The organism is Ruixingdingia sedimenti (genome assembly GCF_031432425.1).
Taxonomy (GTDB): Bacteria; Pseudomonadota; Alphaproteobacteria; order Rhodobacterales; family Rhodobacteraceae; genus Ruixingdingia; species Ruixingdingia sedimenti.
On record NZ_JAVKPH010000002.1, the window covers coordinates 57842 to 73329 of the forward strand.

Sequence of the window (15488 nt, forward strand, 5' to 3'; positions counted from 1 at the left end):
CCGGCACTCGTCACCAGCTATGCGTCGCGCCTCGCAGTGGTGCCCGGGACTTCAGTTGGCAACCTGATCGACGCCTGGAAACCGGACGATGCACCCGAACGTGGCGACTCCAGAACGAGCGAGCTGCCGATCCGGCCAGCAATGGCGGCGACGATGGCGAGGCCGAGCCCACTACCGTCGGCATTCGCATTCGCCCTTTCGAAGCGCACCGTGAGGCGGTCGAGAGTGTCGCGTGGCAGGACCGGGCCGTCGTTCGCGACAGAAAGCAGCCCGTCCGCGGTCAACGTGACGTCGACCGTCGTGTTTTCGGCTCCGTGCCGGAGCGCGTTCTCCACGAGGTTGCGGCACAGGATGGCAAAGGCGTCGGGGTCGATGTCGGACATGACGGTTGTACTCGGCAGCGTCAGCGCGATGCGGTCCTTCGTGCTGGCACGCTCAAGATCGTCCACCACCACGCGGGCGACCGCCCTCAGGTCCCCGCTCCGGTCCATCCGCAGCCGCCCGCCTTCGGCCCGCGCAAGCTGCATGAGGCGTTCGGAAAGCCGGGTCAGGCGCTTGAGCGTCGCCTCAATTTCGGCGGCACGCGCTTCGGTGGCCGGCTCCTGCGTCTCCGCCCTCAGCCGCTGCGCCTGAGCGATTGCGCCGGCCAGCGGCGTTCTCAACTCGTGGGCCGCGTTCGCAGCAAAGCTGCGCTCGGCCTCGAACGCCTCGCGCAAGCGGGCGAGAAGGCCGTTGAGCGTCTCGGCCAGCGGACCGATCTCGCTCGGCAGCCCCTCGGCGGGAACCTCCGACAGGTCGCGGGCACCGCGCGCCTCGAGGCGTGCGCGGAACCGGCGCAGCGGGTCGAGGCTGAAACGGACGGCGAGAATGATCGCCGTCAGCGCGACCGGCAGGACGATCAGCAGGGGCAGGCCGAGACCCATCTGGATTTCGCGCGCGACCGACGCGCGATGGGCCAACGGCTCGGCCACGGTTATCCGGATCGTGTCCTGAAGGGCGGCGTCGCTATAGAGCCGGTGGGTGGCAGTCTGCCGAAACCCGCGCCCGTCCCAGGACGGGAACACCGCGGGGTCGGCCGCGTGGGATTGCAGCAGGATGTGCCCATCGGCATCCCGCACGAGGTAGGTGAACAACTCGTCATGCTCCCGGATCGGCGAGAGCCGCTGCGTCACGCCCTGATCTTCGCGGCCCACGATATCGGTAACGGCCAGCGGCAGGATCCTCTCGGCCGTCTCCCGCAGCGCGCTATCGAAGACCTCGTCCAATTCGCCTCGGACGATCACGGCCGTCACCGTCGCCGCCAGCAGCCACAGCACCGTCAGTGCAAGGCCAAGCGACAGGCCGAGCCGGCCCTGAAGGCTGGCGGGCCATCTCATGTCTTGCCCAGCCGGTAGCCCATGCCGCGCTCGGTCTCGATCACCTCGCTCCCGAGCTTCTTGCGAAGCCGGCTGACATGGACCTCGATCGTGTTGCTCTCCACCTCTGCGTCGAAGGCATAGAGCTTCTCCTCCAGCTGCGCCTTGGACAGGAGCTGCCCCGGCCGCGCGAGAAAGGCCTCGAAGAGCGCCCATTCCCGCGCCGTAAGGGGGACTGGCTTGCCGTCGCGGTGCACGCTGCGCGCGGCGAGGTCGATTTCCAGCGGCCCGTGGGTCACAATGGGGTTCGGGTTGCCGCTGTAGCGCCGGGCGACAGACCCGATCCGCGCAGACAACTCCGCAAGATCGAAGGGTTTCACGAGATAGTCGTCGGCGCCCGCGTTCAGGCCCTCGATGCGGTCGGACACCTGGTCGAGCGCGGTCAGGATGATGACCGGCGTCACGTCTCCGCGCGCGCGCAGGCTCTTCAGGAAGCCGATGCCGCGCCCGTCCGGCAGCATCAGGTCGAGCAGGATCAGGTCGTAGGACGTGGATCTCGTCGCATCTCCGGCCGCATCGAGGCGCATCACCCAATCCACCGACTGGCCATCAGCCGCGATCTGGTCGCGCACAGCGGCCCCCAGAACCGTGTCGTCCTCGATCAGCAGGATCCGCATCCTCGTCCCCGTCCTCTTCCGATGACCCTCCATGATCCGCCTGGCTGACAGGAAGCTGAAGCTGCCGGGCACGTCCCTTCAGGATGCCGTCAGCTTCGCCGCGCATGAATCGCGTCAAGATGGCCGCATCGAGGAGTTTGGCCCATGAAGAAGACATTGACAATTCTTGGCTTTCTCGCGGTCTTCCCGGCCGGAGTCGCGCTGGCGGACGACGACTGCTTCGCGCCGATGGCTGACTGGCAGCCGCGCGAAGCCGTCGCCCGGTTGGCCGAGGAGAACGGCTGGACGGTGCGCCGGATCAAGATCGACGACGGCTGCTACGAGATCGACGGCCGCGACGCCGAAGGGCGCCGGATCGAAGTGACCGTCCATCCGGCGACGCTCCAGGTGATCGAGTTCGAATACGAGGACGACGACGACGATAGCCCCCACCGGGATCGCGAAGGAGGCGACGGTGACTGACGCAATCTCACACCAGGGGCCAGAGATGAACACGGGGCCGAACAGCAAGGTCCGCGTCTGGGACCCGCTGCTCCGGGTGTTCCATTGGGGACTGGTCGCGTCCTTCGCGACCGCATGGCTGACCGCGGACGAGCTGCAGCCCGTGCACGAGTTCGCAGGCTACACCGTCGCAGGACTGGTGGCCTTCCGGCTGGTCTGGGGCCTCGTCGGCAGTCGCTACGCGCGGTTCGCGCAGTTCCTGAAGGGACCCGGCGAGACCCTCGCCTATCTCGGGGACATGACCCGCGGGCGCGAGCGGCGTTACCTCGGCCACAATCCGGCGGGCGCGGCCATGGTCGTGGCGCTGCTGGTCACACTGTCGGGGACGGCCTTCACCGGCTGGCTCATGGAGGACGAGGCCCGACTGGCGATGCTTCCGTCCATGCCCGCAATCGTGGCGCCCGCTTGGGCAGACGACGACGGCGACGAGCGGGAATACGGCGCGCGGGGCGAGGTCGAGGGACCGCTGAAGGAGGTCCACGAGACCCTCGCCAACCTGATGCTGCTGCTTGCCGCGCTGCATGTGGGCGGCGTCGTGCTGGCCTCCTTCCGGCATCACGAGAACCTAGCGCGCGCCATGGTGACGGGCGACAAGCGCGGCCCTGGTCCCGGCGACATCGCCTGACGGCACCCATACCCAAGGCCGACCGTCCCTTCGGCACCGCCTGGCCTCGCCCTCACAGGCGGGGCCTTTTTTCGTCCGAAGCCGCTCTCTTCCTGACGGCAAGCTGAAGCGGGAATCGCGGACGCGTCAGGAAGCCCTCAGGTCGCGTCTCCAGATTGTCCTCAGCAGATGACAAGGAGACCCTGTCATGAAAAAGACCCTGACCGCCTTCGCCCTGATCGCCCTGTTGCCCGCGGGCGCCGCACTGGCCGACGACGATGAGTGCCATGCGCCCCGTGACCAATGGCAGCTGCGCGAGGCCGCGATGCAGCTGGCCGAGCAGAACGGCTGGACCGTGCGCGACTTCGAGATCGACGACGGCTGCTACGAGATCGAGGGCCGAGACCAGGATGACCGGGAGATCGAGGTGAAGCTCGATCCAGCGACGCTGCAGATTGTCGAGATGCAGTACGAGGACGACGAGCGCCGCGGCGCTCGCAATCCCGCGCCCGCCGGCACGGTCGCCCCTCCGCAGAACGGCCTCTTCGGCAACGGTGCGCCGCCGCAGGTTCAGGTGAACTGAACCGCTCCGAAGTTCCTCTCCGAACAAGGATCCATACGATGAAATCGCTTCTCGCCACGCTCGCGCTGACCACGGCGCTGACGCTCCCCGGCCTCGCCATGGCGCGTCCGGTGACGCTCACCACGATCCTCAACAATTACGGCGGCGACGGGGCCTATCTCGCGCTCTACGTCACCGACACCTCGGGCGCCTATGTCGGCAGTCTCTGGATGGCTGGCGGCAAGTCCAAGTACTACGAGCACCTCAGCGACTGGTACCGCGCCACCGGCGGCGACACCGCGCAGGTGAACGGCATCACCGGCGCCAGCGTCGGCGCGGGCCGCACGCTCGAGATCACGCTCGACCTGGCCGACGCGCTCTTCGACGCGGGCTACACGCTCCACATCGACGCGGCCGTCGAGGACATGCGCGACAGCCCGAACGAGGTGGCCGTCCCGCTCACGACCGACGGCGCCGGCACGCCGGTGCAGGGCCGCCGCTACATCGCCAGCTTCGCCTACGACATGTGAGGAGCGGGGCCATGATCCGTGCACTCCATCGCTGGCCGGGTCTTCTGGCCCTTGCGCTCGTCACCATCCTGAGTCTGAGCGGCGCGGCGCTGTCGGTCTTCCCAGCGGCCGAACGGCTTGCCGCACCGCAGGCGGAAGCCGGACTGACCGTCGCCGCCCTCGCGGACCGCATCCAGACGGTCTATCCGGGCGTCGAGCAGATCCGCCGATCACCCTCGGGCCGGATCACCGCCTACTGGTTCGACCAGGGCGCGCCGGGCGCTGCCGTGATTGACCCGGTGACCGGTGAGGGCGTGGCCTCGGCCGACCCGAACCAGGCCGAACGCTGGCTCACCAACCTGCACCGGTCGCTGTTCCTCGGGGACGGCGGGCGCATAGCCATGGCTGCAGGGGCTGCCGCGATGCTGATCCTCTCGCTCTCCGGTGCGGCGCTGGTCGCGCGGCGGACGGGCGGCTGGCGGCACTGGTTCGCGCGCCTGCGCGGTCCGCTCGCGGGCAGGCTGCACGTCGAGATCGCCCGGATCGCCGTCGTCGGCTTCGTTCTGTCTTCCACGACCGCCCTCTGGATGACGGCGTCGACCTTCGATCTCCTGCCGGATGGCAGCGCCATCCCGGCCATGCCGACCGAGGTCAGTGGAGCGACGGGGTTTGCGCCGGACCGAATGGCCACGCTGCAGCAGACGCCCGTCGCCGAGTTGCGCGAACTGAGCTTTCCCTATCCCGGCGACGCGACGGACGTGTTCACGCTCAAGACCGACCGGGGCACCGGCTATCTCGACCAGGGCGACGGAGACCTCCTGGCCTGGGCCGACCTCACGGGATGGGAGCGCGTCTCGGAGACCATCTACATGCTGCACACCGGACAGGGCGCGGCGACGCTCGGCCTGGTGCTCGGCCTCATGGCGCTCGGCGTGCCCGCGATGGGCGCGACCGGCGTGCTGATCTGGCTCGCCGGGCGGCGCGGTCGGCCGCGCATCCGAGGCAATCAGCCCGCGGGACGTGCCGAGACGATCCTGCTCGTCGGCAGCGAGGGCGGCAGCACCTGGGGATTTGCGGCCACGCTCCACACCGCACTGACGCAAGCCGGGCAGAAGGTACACACAGCACCGATGTCGGCCTTCGCGCCAGAACGCTACGCTACGGCCCAGCGGATCATCCTGCTCGCCGCAACCTATGGCGACGGCGCGGCGCCCGCCTCGGCGAAGGGCTTTCTCGAGCGGCTAAACGCTTCCGACAGGGCGCCGGACATTTCTCTGGCGGTGCTCGGCTTCGGCGACCGCAGCTTTCCGGCCTATTGCGCCTTCGCAAGGGACGTCGCGGCAGCGGCGCAGGCGAAGGGTTGGCCCGAGCTTCTGCCGCTCGACACAATCGACCGGCAATCGCCGCAGGATTTCGCGCGCTGGGGCCGGGCGCTCGGAGACGTGCTCGGCATTGCGCTCGAACTGACGCACCAGCCGGTCCAGCCGCAAACGACCACGCTGACCCTCGTCTCGCGGCGCGACTACGGCGCTGAGGTGCAGGCCCCGACGGCGATCCTCCGCTTCGCGTTTCCCCGCGTCTCGCTCGGGCAACGGCTGCTCGGGGGCGGGTTCGCACGGTTCCAGGCGGGTGACCTGATCGGCATTCTGCCCGAAGGCGGGACCGTCCCGCGGCTCTATTCGCTCGCCTCTGGGCGCCGCGACGGCTTCATCGAGATCGTGGTCAAGAAGCATCCCGGCGGCCTCTGCTCGGGTCAGCTCACAGCGCTGGAACCTGGCGACACGGTGAGCGCCTTCTTGCGCCCCAACCCCGGTTTCCGTCCGGGGCGGAGCCGGGCGCCCCTGATCCTGATCGGCGCAGGGACCGGCATCGGGCCGCTAGCGGGCTTTGTGCGCGGCAATACGCGCCGCAGGCCGATCCACCTGTTCTTCGGCATGCGCCATCCCGACAGCGATTTCTTCTACGGCGAGGAGTTCCCCGGATGGCAGGACGAAGGGCGTGTAAGCCGGCTGGTCACCGCCGTCTCGCGCGGGGCGCGTCCCCATTACGTCCAGGACGCGCTGCGCAGCGAGGCCACTCAGGTCGCAGAGCTCATCCGCAATGGCGCGCGCGTGATGGTCTGCGGCGGACGGGACATGGCCGCCGGCGTGGCCGAGGCGCTGGCCGAGATCCTCGCACCGGCCGGGCTGACGCCGGCGGTCCTGAAGGCGGAGGGGCGGTATGTCGAAGATGTCTACTGAGCTGACGAGGCACGCCCTGAATGGGGCGACCATGGGCACGCGCTGGTCGGCGCTGTTCTTCGCAGGGCCCGGTCTCGACACGGCGGCGATCCGCACGGCGCTGCAGGCGGCCGTGGACGAAGTGGACGGACAGATGTCGACCTGGAAGCCCGACAGCGGCCTGATGCGGCTCAACGCGGCGCCGGTGGGCGAATGGATCGCGCTTCCCGCGCGGCTCGCCGAGGTGCTGCGACTCGGCCTAAAGATCGGGCGCATATCCGGCGGCGCGTTCGACATCGGCATGGGTGACGCGGTGACGGCCTGGGGGTTCGGGCCGAAGACGGCCGCGCCCGAGGGCATCCGCGCCGCGATGAAAACCCCGCGCCGCCCGGCGGATCAGGCTCTGGAGTTCGAAGGCGACCGCATCTGCAAGGTCGCTCCCATAGCGCTGGATCTGAACGGCATAGCCAAGGGCTACGGCGTGGACCGTTTGGCCGAAACCCTGCGCGATTACGGGATCGCCGACGCCCTCGTCGGGGTCGATGGCGAGATGCGCGCGATGGGTCTCCGGCCTGACGGCGAGGCCTGGAGCATTGCGGTCGAGGCGCCGGACGCGGAACGCCGGACGCCGCATTCGATCCTCGCGCTGCAGGATGCCGCCGTCGCCACCTCCGGCGATTATCGCCACTGGGTCGAGGTTCAGGGACGACGCCTGTCGCACACAATGGACCCGAGGCGCGGTGCGCCGCTGATCGCATCGCCGGCCTCCGTCACCGTCGTTGCCCGCAGCTGTGCCGAGGCCGATGCCTGGGCGACGGCGCTCATGGTGCTCGGTCTCGGCAAAGGGGCCGAACTCGCAAGAAAAGAAGGGCTCGACGCCCTGTTCCTCTTGCGCGAAGATTGCGGGAGCGTGAGGGGCGTGGGAGTCGGACGACTTTTTTCCGAAGAGCCAGCGGCGATTACCCCTGCAGAGGGGAGATAGGCCGCATGGAGACGACAAGGACTGACCGCTTCAAGACCGCTATCCTGCTCATTGCCGCGACCGGCCTGTTTGCGGGACTTGCGTTCTACTTTTCCGGCCGACCCAACGCTGCGAACCTGATCTGGATCGCCGGCGTCGTTCCAGCGCTCGCCGCGCTCGTGGTCGAGATCCTGCGCAGCCTGCGCTCCGGCGAGGTGGGCCTCGATATCGTCGCAGCGCTGTCGATGTCGGCGGCGCTCGTCTTCGGCGAGACCCTCGCCGCGGCGGTGGTCGCGGTGATGTATTCCGGCGGCACATTCCTCGAAGCCTTCGCCGAAGGCCGCGCCCGGCGCGAGATGCACGACCTCCTCTCCCGCGTGCCGCGGACCGCGACCCGGCACCGCAACGGCGGGCTGGAGGAGATCCCGCTCGACCACATCGCGCCCGGCGACCGCCTCCTGATACGTCAGGGCGACGTGGTGCCGGTGGACGGCACGGTGGCCTCGGAGACGGCCTTCGTCGACACCTCAGCGCTGACGGGCGAGTCCCTGCCAGTGCGCCTCGCCCACGGCGCCGAAGCCATGAGCGGCTCCACAAACGCAGGCGAGGCGTTCGATCTGACGGCGACGAGAGAAGCCAAGGACAGCACTTATGCCGGGATCGTCCGGCTGGTCGAGGAGGCGCAGGCCTCGAAGGCGCCGATGTCGCGGCTGGCCGACCGCTGGTCGCTGGGCTTTCTCGCGGTCACGGTCAGCATCGCCTTCGCGGCCTGGTGGTTCACCGGCGATCCAATCCGGGCCGTCGCCGTGCTCGTTGTCGCCACGCCCTGTCCGCTGATCCTCGCCGTGCCGGTGGCGCTGGTGGCCGGGCTGTCGCGTGCCGCGCATTTCGGGGTGCTGATCAAGGGCGCGGGACCGCTCGAGACGATGGCGCGCATCCGAACGCTGATCCTCGACAAGACCGGCACGCTGACGGACGGCCGGCCGCAGATCGTCTCGATCGACAGCCACGACGGCATGGCCGAGGGCGAAATCCTGCGCCTTGCCGCGGCACTTGACCAGGCTTCGAAGCACCCCGTGGCGCAGGCCATCGTCGCCGCTGCGAAAGAGCGGGGCTTCGCTCTGCCGGTTCCGTCGGACGTGGCAGAGATCCCCGGCGAAGGCGTCGTGGGCCACGTCGAGGGCCGGAAGGTCATCGTCGGTGGGGATGACTTCGTCGCCTCCCGCGTTGGACGGCGGCCCGGCGATCATTCCGTCATCGCCGCCGGCTCGGTGCTCGTCGCCGTCGCAGTAGACGGGCACATGGCCGGGCATCTGGTGATGTCCGATCCCCTGCGCGAGGGGGTCGGTGCCATGCTGTCCGGGCTCCGCCGCGAGGGGGTCAAGCGCATCCTGCTCGCCACCGGCGACCGTGCCGACGTAGCCGAACGCGTGACCGAAGGGCTCGGCCTCGACGGCCTGAGGGCAGGTCTCACGCCCGACCAGAAGGTCCTGCTCGTCCTCTCCGAGCGCAAGCGTGGTCCCGTGATGATGGTGGGCGACGGCGTGAACGACGCACCGGCGCTCGCGGCTGCCGATGTCGGCGTCGCCATGGGGGCCCGCGGCGCCGCGGCATCGGCCGAAGCGGCCGATGTCGTGCTCCTTGTCGACCGGATCGACCGGCTGGGCCCCGGGATCGAGATTGCGCGCGGGGCGCGCCGCATTGCTGTCGAAAGTGTCGTCGCCGGGATCGGCCTGTCGGTCGTGGGCATGATCGCGGCCGCTCTCGGCTATCTCACCCCGGTGCAGGGCGCGCTTCTGCAGGAGGTCATCGACGTTGCAGTGATCCTGAACGCCCTCCGTGCGCTGCGCATCGCGCCCCATGAACCCACCATTCCGAAACCAAAGGCTGTCTCCTCCGGGCAGGCCGACATCGCGCAAGGAGCCACGCCATGAGCCGCCTCTCGCATTCCGAAATCCACATGGTGCATCGCATCGGCTGGCTGCGGGCGGCTGTGCTCGGAGCGAACGACGGACTGGTGTCGACTGCGAGCCTCGTGGTCGGCGTCGCCGCAGCGGGATCCGGAAAGCCGGAAGTATTGATCGCAGGGCTCGCCGGACTCGTGGCCGGCGCGATGTCGATGGCTGCGGGCGAATACGTCTCGGTCAGTTCACAGACGGATGCGGAGCAAGCTGACATCGCACGCGAAACTCGCGAACTTGAGGAAACCCCCGAGGCCGAACTGGAGGAACTGACCCGGATTTATGTGGATCGAGGCCTCGATCGTGATCTGGCCGAGAGGGTGGCGGCTCAACTGACCGAGCGCGACGCCCTCGGATCGCATGCGCGCGATGAACTCGGGATCTCCGAGACCGTGACGGCCCGCCCGATTCAGGCGGCCCTGGTTTCCGCGCTGACGTTTGCCTTCGGCGCGGTGGTTCCGCTGATCGTGGTGTTGCTCGTGCCCGAGGCGCAGATCGCAGTTCTGGTGGCGGCATCGACAATCGTTGGTCTCGCCGCCCTCGGCGGCCTCGGAGCATCCGCTGGCGGCGCGGGGCTCGTTCGCGGTGCTGCGAGGGTCACCTTGTGGGGGACACTCGCGATGGCGGCGACGGCAGCCGTTGGAACGATCTTCGGTGTGACGGTCGGGTAAGGGAACGATGATGGCGGCCAATGATTCAGTAAAGGAAAATATATCAGTAACTTAACATGGAGATGGGGTGGATGCCGCTCTCCCCAGACGGCATCGCAATGTGCCAAGCTTGGGGTGTTGAATCACAAGCTGAAGGAGAGGGCATCCATGGGAGATATTACCATCATCGGCATCGATCTCGCAAAGAACGTGTTCCAGGTGCACGGCGCCGCGGCAGACGGATCCGCCGTGTTCCGCAAGAAGCTGTCGCGACCGCAGTTCGCCCGGTTCATGGCGGAGCAGCCGCCGTGCCTGGTGGCGATGGAGGCGTGCGCCAGTGCCCATCACTGGGCGCGGGAAATGTCCCGCCTCGGGCACGAGGTTCGGCTGATCGCGCCGCATTACGTCAAGCCGTTCATCAAGCGCCAGAAGAATGACGCCGCCGATGCGGAAGCGATCGTCGAGGCGGCGCAGCGGCCCACCATGCGCTTCGTGGAACCGAAATCGGCAGAGCAGCAGGCCCGGGCGGTTGCGTTCCGGACGCGCGAGCAACTCGTGAAACAGCGCACGGAAGCCGTGAATGCGCTCAGGTCGCATCTCTACGAGTTCGGCCATGTCGCTCCCGAAGGGATCGGTTATGTGCCGCGCCTTGAACGAGTCATCGAAGATCCTGACGCCGACATTCCCGATCTGGCACGCGACATCTGCCGGATGCTCCTCGAGCAGATCGCCCACCTGACCGACCGGATCAATGCGCTGAAAGCACGGATCGCGGCCATGTCGAACGAAGCGGAAATGCCGCGCCAGTTGCAGACGATGCCGGGTGTCGGACCGATCACCGCGCTCGCAGTCGAGACCTTCGCCCCGCCGATGGAGCAGTTCCGCCGCGGGCGCGATTTCGCCGCCTGGCTTGGCCTCGTGCCGCGGCAGCATTCCACAGGGGGCAAGCAAAGGCTTGGGAAGATCTCGAAGATGGGGCAACGCGACATCCGGCGGTTGCTGGTCATCGGGGCGACCGCCGTGATCCGCTGGGCCTCGCGCCGCGGAGCGCCGAAGGGGTCGTGGCTGGCGCGGATGCTGGAGCGCAAACCGATCCCGGTCGTCGCGGTCGCGCTGGCGAACAAGATGGCGCGTGGCATCTGGGCGATGCTGACGCGCGGTGAAAGCTATCGTGGCCCGGTGCTGATCGGCGCCTGATCCGGCGTCGAACGGGCATTGGGCCACCGAATTGTGAGGAAGGCATGATCAGCATGGGCACATGATCGACACGATCCGGGTCGGGCAAACCAGAAACCTTCTCCGAGCCCCGAGCTCGCCGTTGGAGATTTGGTCCCGCTCCGCGCATCACCATCCCGGCCAGCGGCGCCATGTCAGCCGCACGAACAGGCCTGACAAAAGTACGCACTCGATCACATGTCGAAACGATCAGAAATTCCTTGCAAACGGAGCGGCATCCACAAAAGAAGGTTCGACGTCAGGCCCATCCCCTCCGCCATTTTCAAGTTGCGAACCTGCCACGAGGCCCCCAAGTGGGGCTTTTTTCTTTTTATCTCAAAGGGGTTCGGCTGCTGGGTCCGCCCTGCGGAGACTGGCAGCACGGCGGATATCGGTCTCTGAACGGCCAGCGTCTCTCTTCGAGCGCCCTGCCGGGAAACTGGGGCGGCATCGAACAATATCGTCGGCGCGGGGATCACGCCGCGCGCCGCAAGCGGCGACGAGGCGCTGGGACGAGAATGACTCTGTCGGTCTGAAGGCTCTTCTGCTCGCCGCGCGACAGCTCGCCCTTGGGATTGCCGTGCTCGTCGATCAGCACCCGGCGCAACCCGTATCCAGGCGCGCCGCCCTGGCGAAAACCGAGCTCGACGAGGCGGCACTGGCCCGCGAAAACCTTTACCGAGAGTTCGCGGCTGTATTCGCCAGCCATGACCCGTTTGACGGTTTTCAGCAGATTCGAGCCGATGCTGCCGTCATTCTCGAACTGCTCGCCGCAGTAGTGGGCCCGGATCCCTGCGCGCTGAAAACGGCCTTCAACCGCCCGTTAAATCCGCGGTGGATGAGCAGTATCTGGTGTTGCTGCGGGTTTGGGAACGGGCCGGCGCGGCGGCGGTTTGTCGAGGACGCATTCGACAGCCTGTCGCCGCTGGTCGTGGATGAGGCCGAGACCCGCGATGCCGCTGACATCGCGGCCATGCGCAACGGAGGTATGGCATGAGTCATGCCCCCCGCCCAGGAATGGTGGACCACCGATGCGCTGGCCGGATCCGGCCTGCCCGATGTGCCGGGTAAGCCCCCTTTCAACACCCCCGAAACAGGGCCGGATCGAAAATCGCTCTGCTGCAAACCTTCGTGTCAAACACTGCAAAATTTCGTGTCACGCTACACCCACCCCCTCCATCATCCACCCCTGTCTCTTCCCCCTTGTGTGGAACTTGCGGGATTCGCTGAGCTGCTTACGGAAAGCGGGATCTCGTCCCATCCGCCCAACTCGGTAGGCTTGTTGTCGGCGATCCGGTTCGACCTTTAGAAAATCCTGAAATCGGCACCGACCCTTTGCGGGAGCCAGCCCGATCCGCTCAGCCGGCCCGATGCGGTCCCCGCGCCAGCATCTCCATAAGCCGCCCCGCATCGTCCGGCGCATGGAGCTTGTCGGTATTGTCGAAGAAGACGAAGACATCGCGGGGCGTATCGGCCGGGTTTTCCCCGCCGGCGAAATCGCCGTCGCGCATCGGTCGCCCCTCGGACCAGGCGCTTATGCGGCCGGCCCACCGGGCCAGATCCGCGTCGTCATAGCGTGAACGGTAGAGTTCGGCCGATCCGTGCAGGCGGCAATAGACGAAGTCCGAGGTCAGATCCATCAGCCGCGGCCAGTCCACCGTATCGGCGCAGACCAGCGCGACATCATGCGCGCGCAGCAGGTCCACGAAGGCCGGGGTGCGGAAGCTTTCGTGCCGGATCTCGATGGCATGGCGCAGCGGGCGGCGCGCATCGGTCCCGGTCGCGGTCCGTCCTTCGACCTGCCGGTCATGCCGGCGCGCAAGCTGCGCTGCGGCTTCGGTATCCTTCGGCAGCAACCCGAGGAATTCGCGGATCAGCGCGGCGTCGAACCGGAAGCTGGGCGGCAGCTGCCAGAGCAGCGGCCCCAGCCTGGGTCCGAGGCAGAGCGGCCCCGAGGCCAGGAAATTCGCCAGCGGGGTTTCGGCATCGCGCAGGCGGATCTCATGCGTGATGAAGCGCGGCGCCTTGACGGCGAAGACGAAATCCTCCGGCACCGCCTCGGCCCACCGCATGAAGACTTCGGGGCGTTGCAGGCCGTAGAATGTCCCGTTGATCTCGAGCGCGGAAAACCGGCTTGCCGCGAAGGCGAGTTCGCGCCGCTGCACCAGGCCCTCGGGATAGAAATGCCCACGCCACGGCGGATAGCGCCAGCCCGACACGCCGATGCGGATCTCGCCCCGGCGCGACGTCATGGCCCTGTGCCCTGCGTCGGGCGGGTCGGGATGGACAGCATCGGCAGCTCTGGACATTCTGCTGACGTGCCGCAGTGCACGTCTTTTCCCAATTCGCAGCCCTCGTTGAGGTTCCCGGTTCCCGGCGATCCCCGGACTGCCAAGCGCCGAAGCAGGGACGAGTTCGCATCCGTCTGACAGCACCGCCACTTCCAAGTCGCGAACCTGCCACAAGGCCCCCGTGCGGGGATTTTTTCTTTTATCTCAATGGATTTGGCGGCTGGGTCCGACCTGCGGAGACTGGCGCTGCTGCCAATATTGGTCTCTGAACGGCCCGCATCTCTCTTCGAGCGCCCTCCCGGAAATCAGGGCGGCATCGAAATTCGTCGGGTTTTCAGTCAATTGAGCAGGCACATGCTGGCGCGTTGTCGCGGATATGCGAAGATGGACAACCGCGCGCGGCCCTCCCATGTCAGGGGGACCGCTTGTTCCAGATGAGGGCCAGACCGTGACCACCGGCATCCACCATGTCACCGCCATTACCGGAAACGTCCAGAAGAACGTCGATTTCTACGCCGGGTTCCTGGGCCTGCGGCTGGTCAAGCAGACCGGCGGATACGAGGACGGCGAACAGCTGCACCTGTTCTACGGCGACCGGCGGGGAAGCCCCGGGTCGGTCGTCACCTTTCTGGTCTGGCAGGACGGCGCGCGCGGACGCGTGGGGCTGGGGCAGGTGGCCGAGATCGGACTGGCCGTTCCGCCCGCCGGTATCGGCGGCTGGCTGCAACGTGCGCTGGCCGCCGGGGTGCCCGTCACCGGCCCCGCGCGCGAACTGGGCGAGACCGTGTTGCGCCTGCGCGACCCCGACGGGATCATCGTCAAGCTGATCGGCGCGGATCTGCCCGCCGCCGCGCCCTTGCCCGACCCGATGGCGCCCACCCGTATCCGGTCCGTCACGATCCTGACCGCGGATGCACCGGCCACCGCCGGCTTCGCGGCGCGCTTCGGCTATCGCGAGGCGCTGCGCGAGGGGCCCTTCCTGCGTATGGCTTCGGACAGCGATGTGATCGACCTGCGCCAGTCGGCGGGTTTCGTCGCCGGCGGCCCCGGGACCGGGACGATCGACCATGTGGCCTTTCGCGCGCCCGACGCCGGGGCCGTGGGGCGGATGCGGCTGGACCTGCGCGACCATGACGGCGTGACCCAGGTGCATGACCGCAAGTATTTCCTGTCGCTCTATGTGCGCGAACCGGCGGGGGCGCTGTTCGAATACGCCACCGACGCCCCCGGATTCACCGTGGACGAGGACGAGGCCCATCTGGGCGAAACCCTGCAGATCCCGCCCCGGGACGCGGCGCGCGCCGAAGACCTGCGGGTGATGCTGCCGCAATTCGCCCTGCCGGGGGCGGCAAGGATGCCGATGCGCGATCTGTCCTTCATCCACCGCTTCCATGTGCCGGACGATCCGGACGGGTCGGTGATCGTACTGCTGCACGGCACGGGCGGGAACGAGGCCGATCTCATGCCGATGGCCGCGCGGCTGAACCCGCGCGCCACGCTTCTAGGGGTGCGGGGGCGCTCGACCGAGGAGGGCGTCAGCCGCTGGTTCCGCCGCTACGACGTCATGACCTATGACCAGGACGACATCCGGGCCGAGGCGGCGGCCCTTGCCGATTTCGCGGCGGAGGCGGTGAAGGGCTATGGGCTCGACCCCGCGCGGATGATCTGGCTCGGCTATTCCAACGGGGCGAACCTTCTGGGGGCGGTCCTGCGGCTGCACCCGGGCGTGGTGCGCCGCGCCGTCCTGCTGCGCGGGATCGAGGCGCTCGAGGCCCCGCCGCCCGCCGATCTGACGGGGGTCCGGGTGCTGCTGCTGACCGGCGCGCAGGATCCCTTCGCGCGCATGGCCCCGGCGCTGGAGGCCGCGTTGCGGGCGGGCGGGGCGGATCTGGAGGCGCGCCGGGTGACGGCGGGGCACGACCTGTCGCCCGAGGATCTGGACATCGCCCGCGTCTGGCTGTCCACTGGCGGGGACTGACGGCG

13 protein-coding genes and 1 pseudogene are annotated in these 15488 nt (G+C 68.0%); 10 read left to right on the forward strand and 4 right to left on the reverse strand.

Annotation, left to right across the window (positions count from 1 at the left end):
• Positions 1-17: 17 nt before the first annotated feature.
• Positions 18-1376 (reverse strand): ATP-binding protein, encoded by a 1359-nt coding sequence (locus RGD00_RS02380; RefSeq protein WP_310455595.1) that lies wholly within the window; start codon positions 1374-1376, stop codon positions 18-20.
• Complete coding sequence (locus RGD00_RS02385; protein ID WP_310455899.1) at positions 1373-2032, reverse strand: response regulator transcription factor; 660 nt, start codon at positions 2030-2032, stop codon at positions 1373-1375. Before RGD00_RS02385 ends, RGD00_RS02380 begins: the two co-directional genes overlap by 4 nt.
• 144 nt (positions 2033-2176) lie before the next feature.
• On the opposite strand from RGD00_RS02385, the gene RGD00_RS02390 reads away from it, so the two are divergent.
• The 9 genes from RGD00_RS02390 to RGD00_RS02430 all read left to right on the forward strand — a co-directional run bounded on the left by RGD00_RS02390 (position 2177) and on the right by RGD00_RS02430 (position 11196).
• Positions 2177-2494 (forward strand): PepSY domain-containing protein, encoded by a 318-nt coding sequence (locus RGD00_RS02390; protein ID WP_310455596.1) that lies wholly within the window; start codon positions 2177-2179, stop codon positions 2492-2494.
• Positions 2495-2519: 25 nt separating this feature from the next.
• Positions 2520-3158 (forward strand): cytochrome b/b6 domain-containing protein, encoded by a 639-nt coding sequence (locus tag RGD00_RS02395; RefSeq protein WP_310455597.1) that lies wholly within the window; start codon positions 2520-2522, stop codon positions 3156-3158.
• Between the two features lie 187 nt (positions 3159-3345).
• Positions 3346-3720: a PepSY domain-containing protein gene (locus tag RGD00_RS02400; RefSeq protein ID WP_310455598.1), complete on the forward strand. Its 375-nt coding sequence runs from the start codon at positions 3346-3348 to the stop codon at positions 3718-3720.
• A gap of 38 nt (positions 3721-3758) precedes the next feature.
• Positions 3759-4229, forward strand: a complete 471-nt coding sequence (locus tag RGD00_RS02405) for a DUF2271 domain-containing protein (RefSeq protein ID WP_094022008.1) — start codon at positions 3759-3761, stop codon at positions 4227-4229.
• Between the two features lie 11 nt (positions 4230-4240).
• Entirely contained in the window at positions 4241-6448 is a 2208-nt protein-coding gene (locus RGD00_RS02410; protein ID WP_230377692.1) for a PepSY domain-containing protein, read from the forward strand.
• A complete protein-coding gene (locus RGD00_RS02415; RefSeq protein ID WP_101753526.1) occupies positions 6429-7409 on the forward strand; it encodes an FAD:protein FMN transferase in 981 nt (326 codons plus the stop codon). The genes RGD00_RS02410 and RGD00_RS02415 overlap by 20 nt, the downstream gene beginning before the upstream one ends.
• Positions 7410-7414: 5 nt before the next feature.
• Positions 7415-9322 carry a heavy metal translocating P-type ATPase gene (locus tag RGD00_RS02420; RefSeq protein WP_310455603.1) on the forward strand — a complete coding sequence of 636 codons (1908 nt, stop codon included), beginning with the start codon at positions 7415-7417 and terminating at the stop codon, positions 9320-9322.
• Positions 9319-10020 carry a VIT1/CCC1 transporter family protein gene (locus tag RGD00_RS02425; protein ID WP_310455604.1) on the forward strand — a complete coding sequence of 234 codons (702 nt, stop codon included), beginning with the start codon at positions 9319-9321 and terminating at the stop codon, positions 10018-10020. Before RGD00_RS02420 ends, RGD00_RS02425 begins: the two co-directional genes overlap by 4 nt.
• Before the next feature lie 147 nt (positions 10021-10167).
• The gene (locus tag RGD00_RS02430; protein ID WP_310455605.1) at positions 10168-11196 is read left to right on the forward strand and encodes an IS110 family RNA-guided transposase; all 1029 of its coding nucleotides are present in this window, start codon (positions 10168-10170) and stop codon (positions 11194-11196) included.
• A gap of 505 nt (positions 11197-11701) precedes the next feature.
• Here the strand turns inward: RGD00_RS02430 and RGD00_RS02435 are convergent.
• Positions 11702-12013: pseudogene (locus RGD00_RS02435) on the reverse strand (recombinase family protein); the annotation flags it as partial.
• 559 nt (positions 12014-12572) lie between these two features.
• Positions 12573-13466 carry a DUF72 domain-containing protein gene (locus RGD00_RS02440; RefSeq protein WP_310455606.1) on the reverse strand — a complete coding sequence of 298 codons (894 nt, stop codon included), beginning with the start codon at positions 13464-13466 and terminating at the stop codon, positions 12573-12575.
• A gap of 487 nt (positions 13467-13953) precedes the next feature.
• On the opposite strand from RGD00_RS02440, the gene RGD00_RS02445 reads away from it, so the two are divergent.
• Positions 13954-15483 carry a VOC family protein gene (locus RGD00_RS02445; protein WP_310455607.1) on the forward strand — a complete coding sequence of 510 codons (1530 nt, stop codon included), beginning with the start codon at positions 13954-13956 and terminating at the stop codon, positions 15481-15483.
• The last annotated feature ends 5 nt before the right edge of the window (positions 15484-15488 follow it).

Excerpts from the sequence above, each read along its gene's own strand:
- RGD00_RS02405 (WP_094022008.1), top strand. The coding sequence starts at position 3,759 with ATGAAATCGCTTCTCGCCACGCTCGCGCTGACCACGGCGCTGACGCTC.
- RGD00_RS02390 (WP_310455596.1), top strand. The coding sequence starts at position 2,177 with ATGAAGAAGACATTGACAATTCTTGGCTTTCTCGCGGTCTTCCCGGCC.
- RGD00_RS02385 (WP_310455899.1), bottom strand. The coding sequence starts at position 2,032 with ATGCGGATCCTGCTGATCGAGGACGACACGGTTCTGGGGGCCGCTGTG.
- RGD00_RS02440 (WP_310455606.1), bottom strand. The coding sequence starts at position 13,466 with ATGACGTCGCGCCGGGGCGAGATCCGCATCGGCGTGTCGGGCTGGCGC.
- RGD00_RS02400 (WP_310455598.1), top strand. The coding sequence starts at position 3,346 with ATGAAAAAGACCCTGACCGCCTTCGCCCTGATCGCCCTGTTGCCCGCG.
- RGD00_RS02415 (WP_101753526.1), top strand. The coding sequence starts at position 6,429 with ATGTCGAAGATGTCTACTGAGCTGACGAGGCACGCCCTGAATGGGGCG.
- RGD00_RS02410 (WP_230377692.1), top strand. The coding sequence starts at position 4,241 with ATGATCCGTGCACTCCATCGCTGGCCGGGTCTTCTGGCCCTTGCGCTC.
- RGD00_RS02395 (WP_310455597.1), top strand. The coding sequence starts at position 2,520 with ATGAACACGGGGCCGAACAGCAAGGTCCGCGTCTGGGACCCGCTGCTC.
- RGD00_RS02425 (WP_310455604.1), top strand. The coding sequence starts at position 9,319 with ATGAGCCGCCTCTCGCATTCCGAAATCCACATGGTGCATCGCATCGGC.
- RGD00_RS02430 (WP_310455605.1), top strand. The coding sequence starts at position 10,168 with ATGGGAGATATTACCATCATCGGCATCGATCTCGCAAAGAACGTGTTC.
- RGD00_RS02380 (WP_310455595.1), bottom strand. The coding sequence starts at position 1,376 with ATGAGATGGCCCGCCAGCCTTCAGGGCCGGCTCGGCCTGTCGCTTGGC.
- RGD00_RS02420 (WP_310455603.1), top strand. The coding sequence starts at position 7,415 with ATGGAGACGACAAGGACTGACCGCTTCAAGACCGCTATCCTGCTCATT.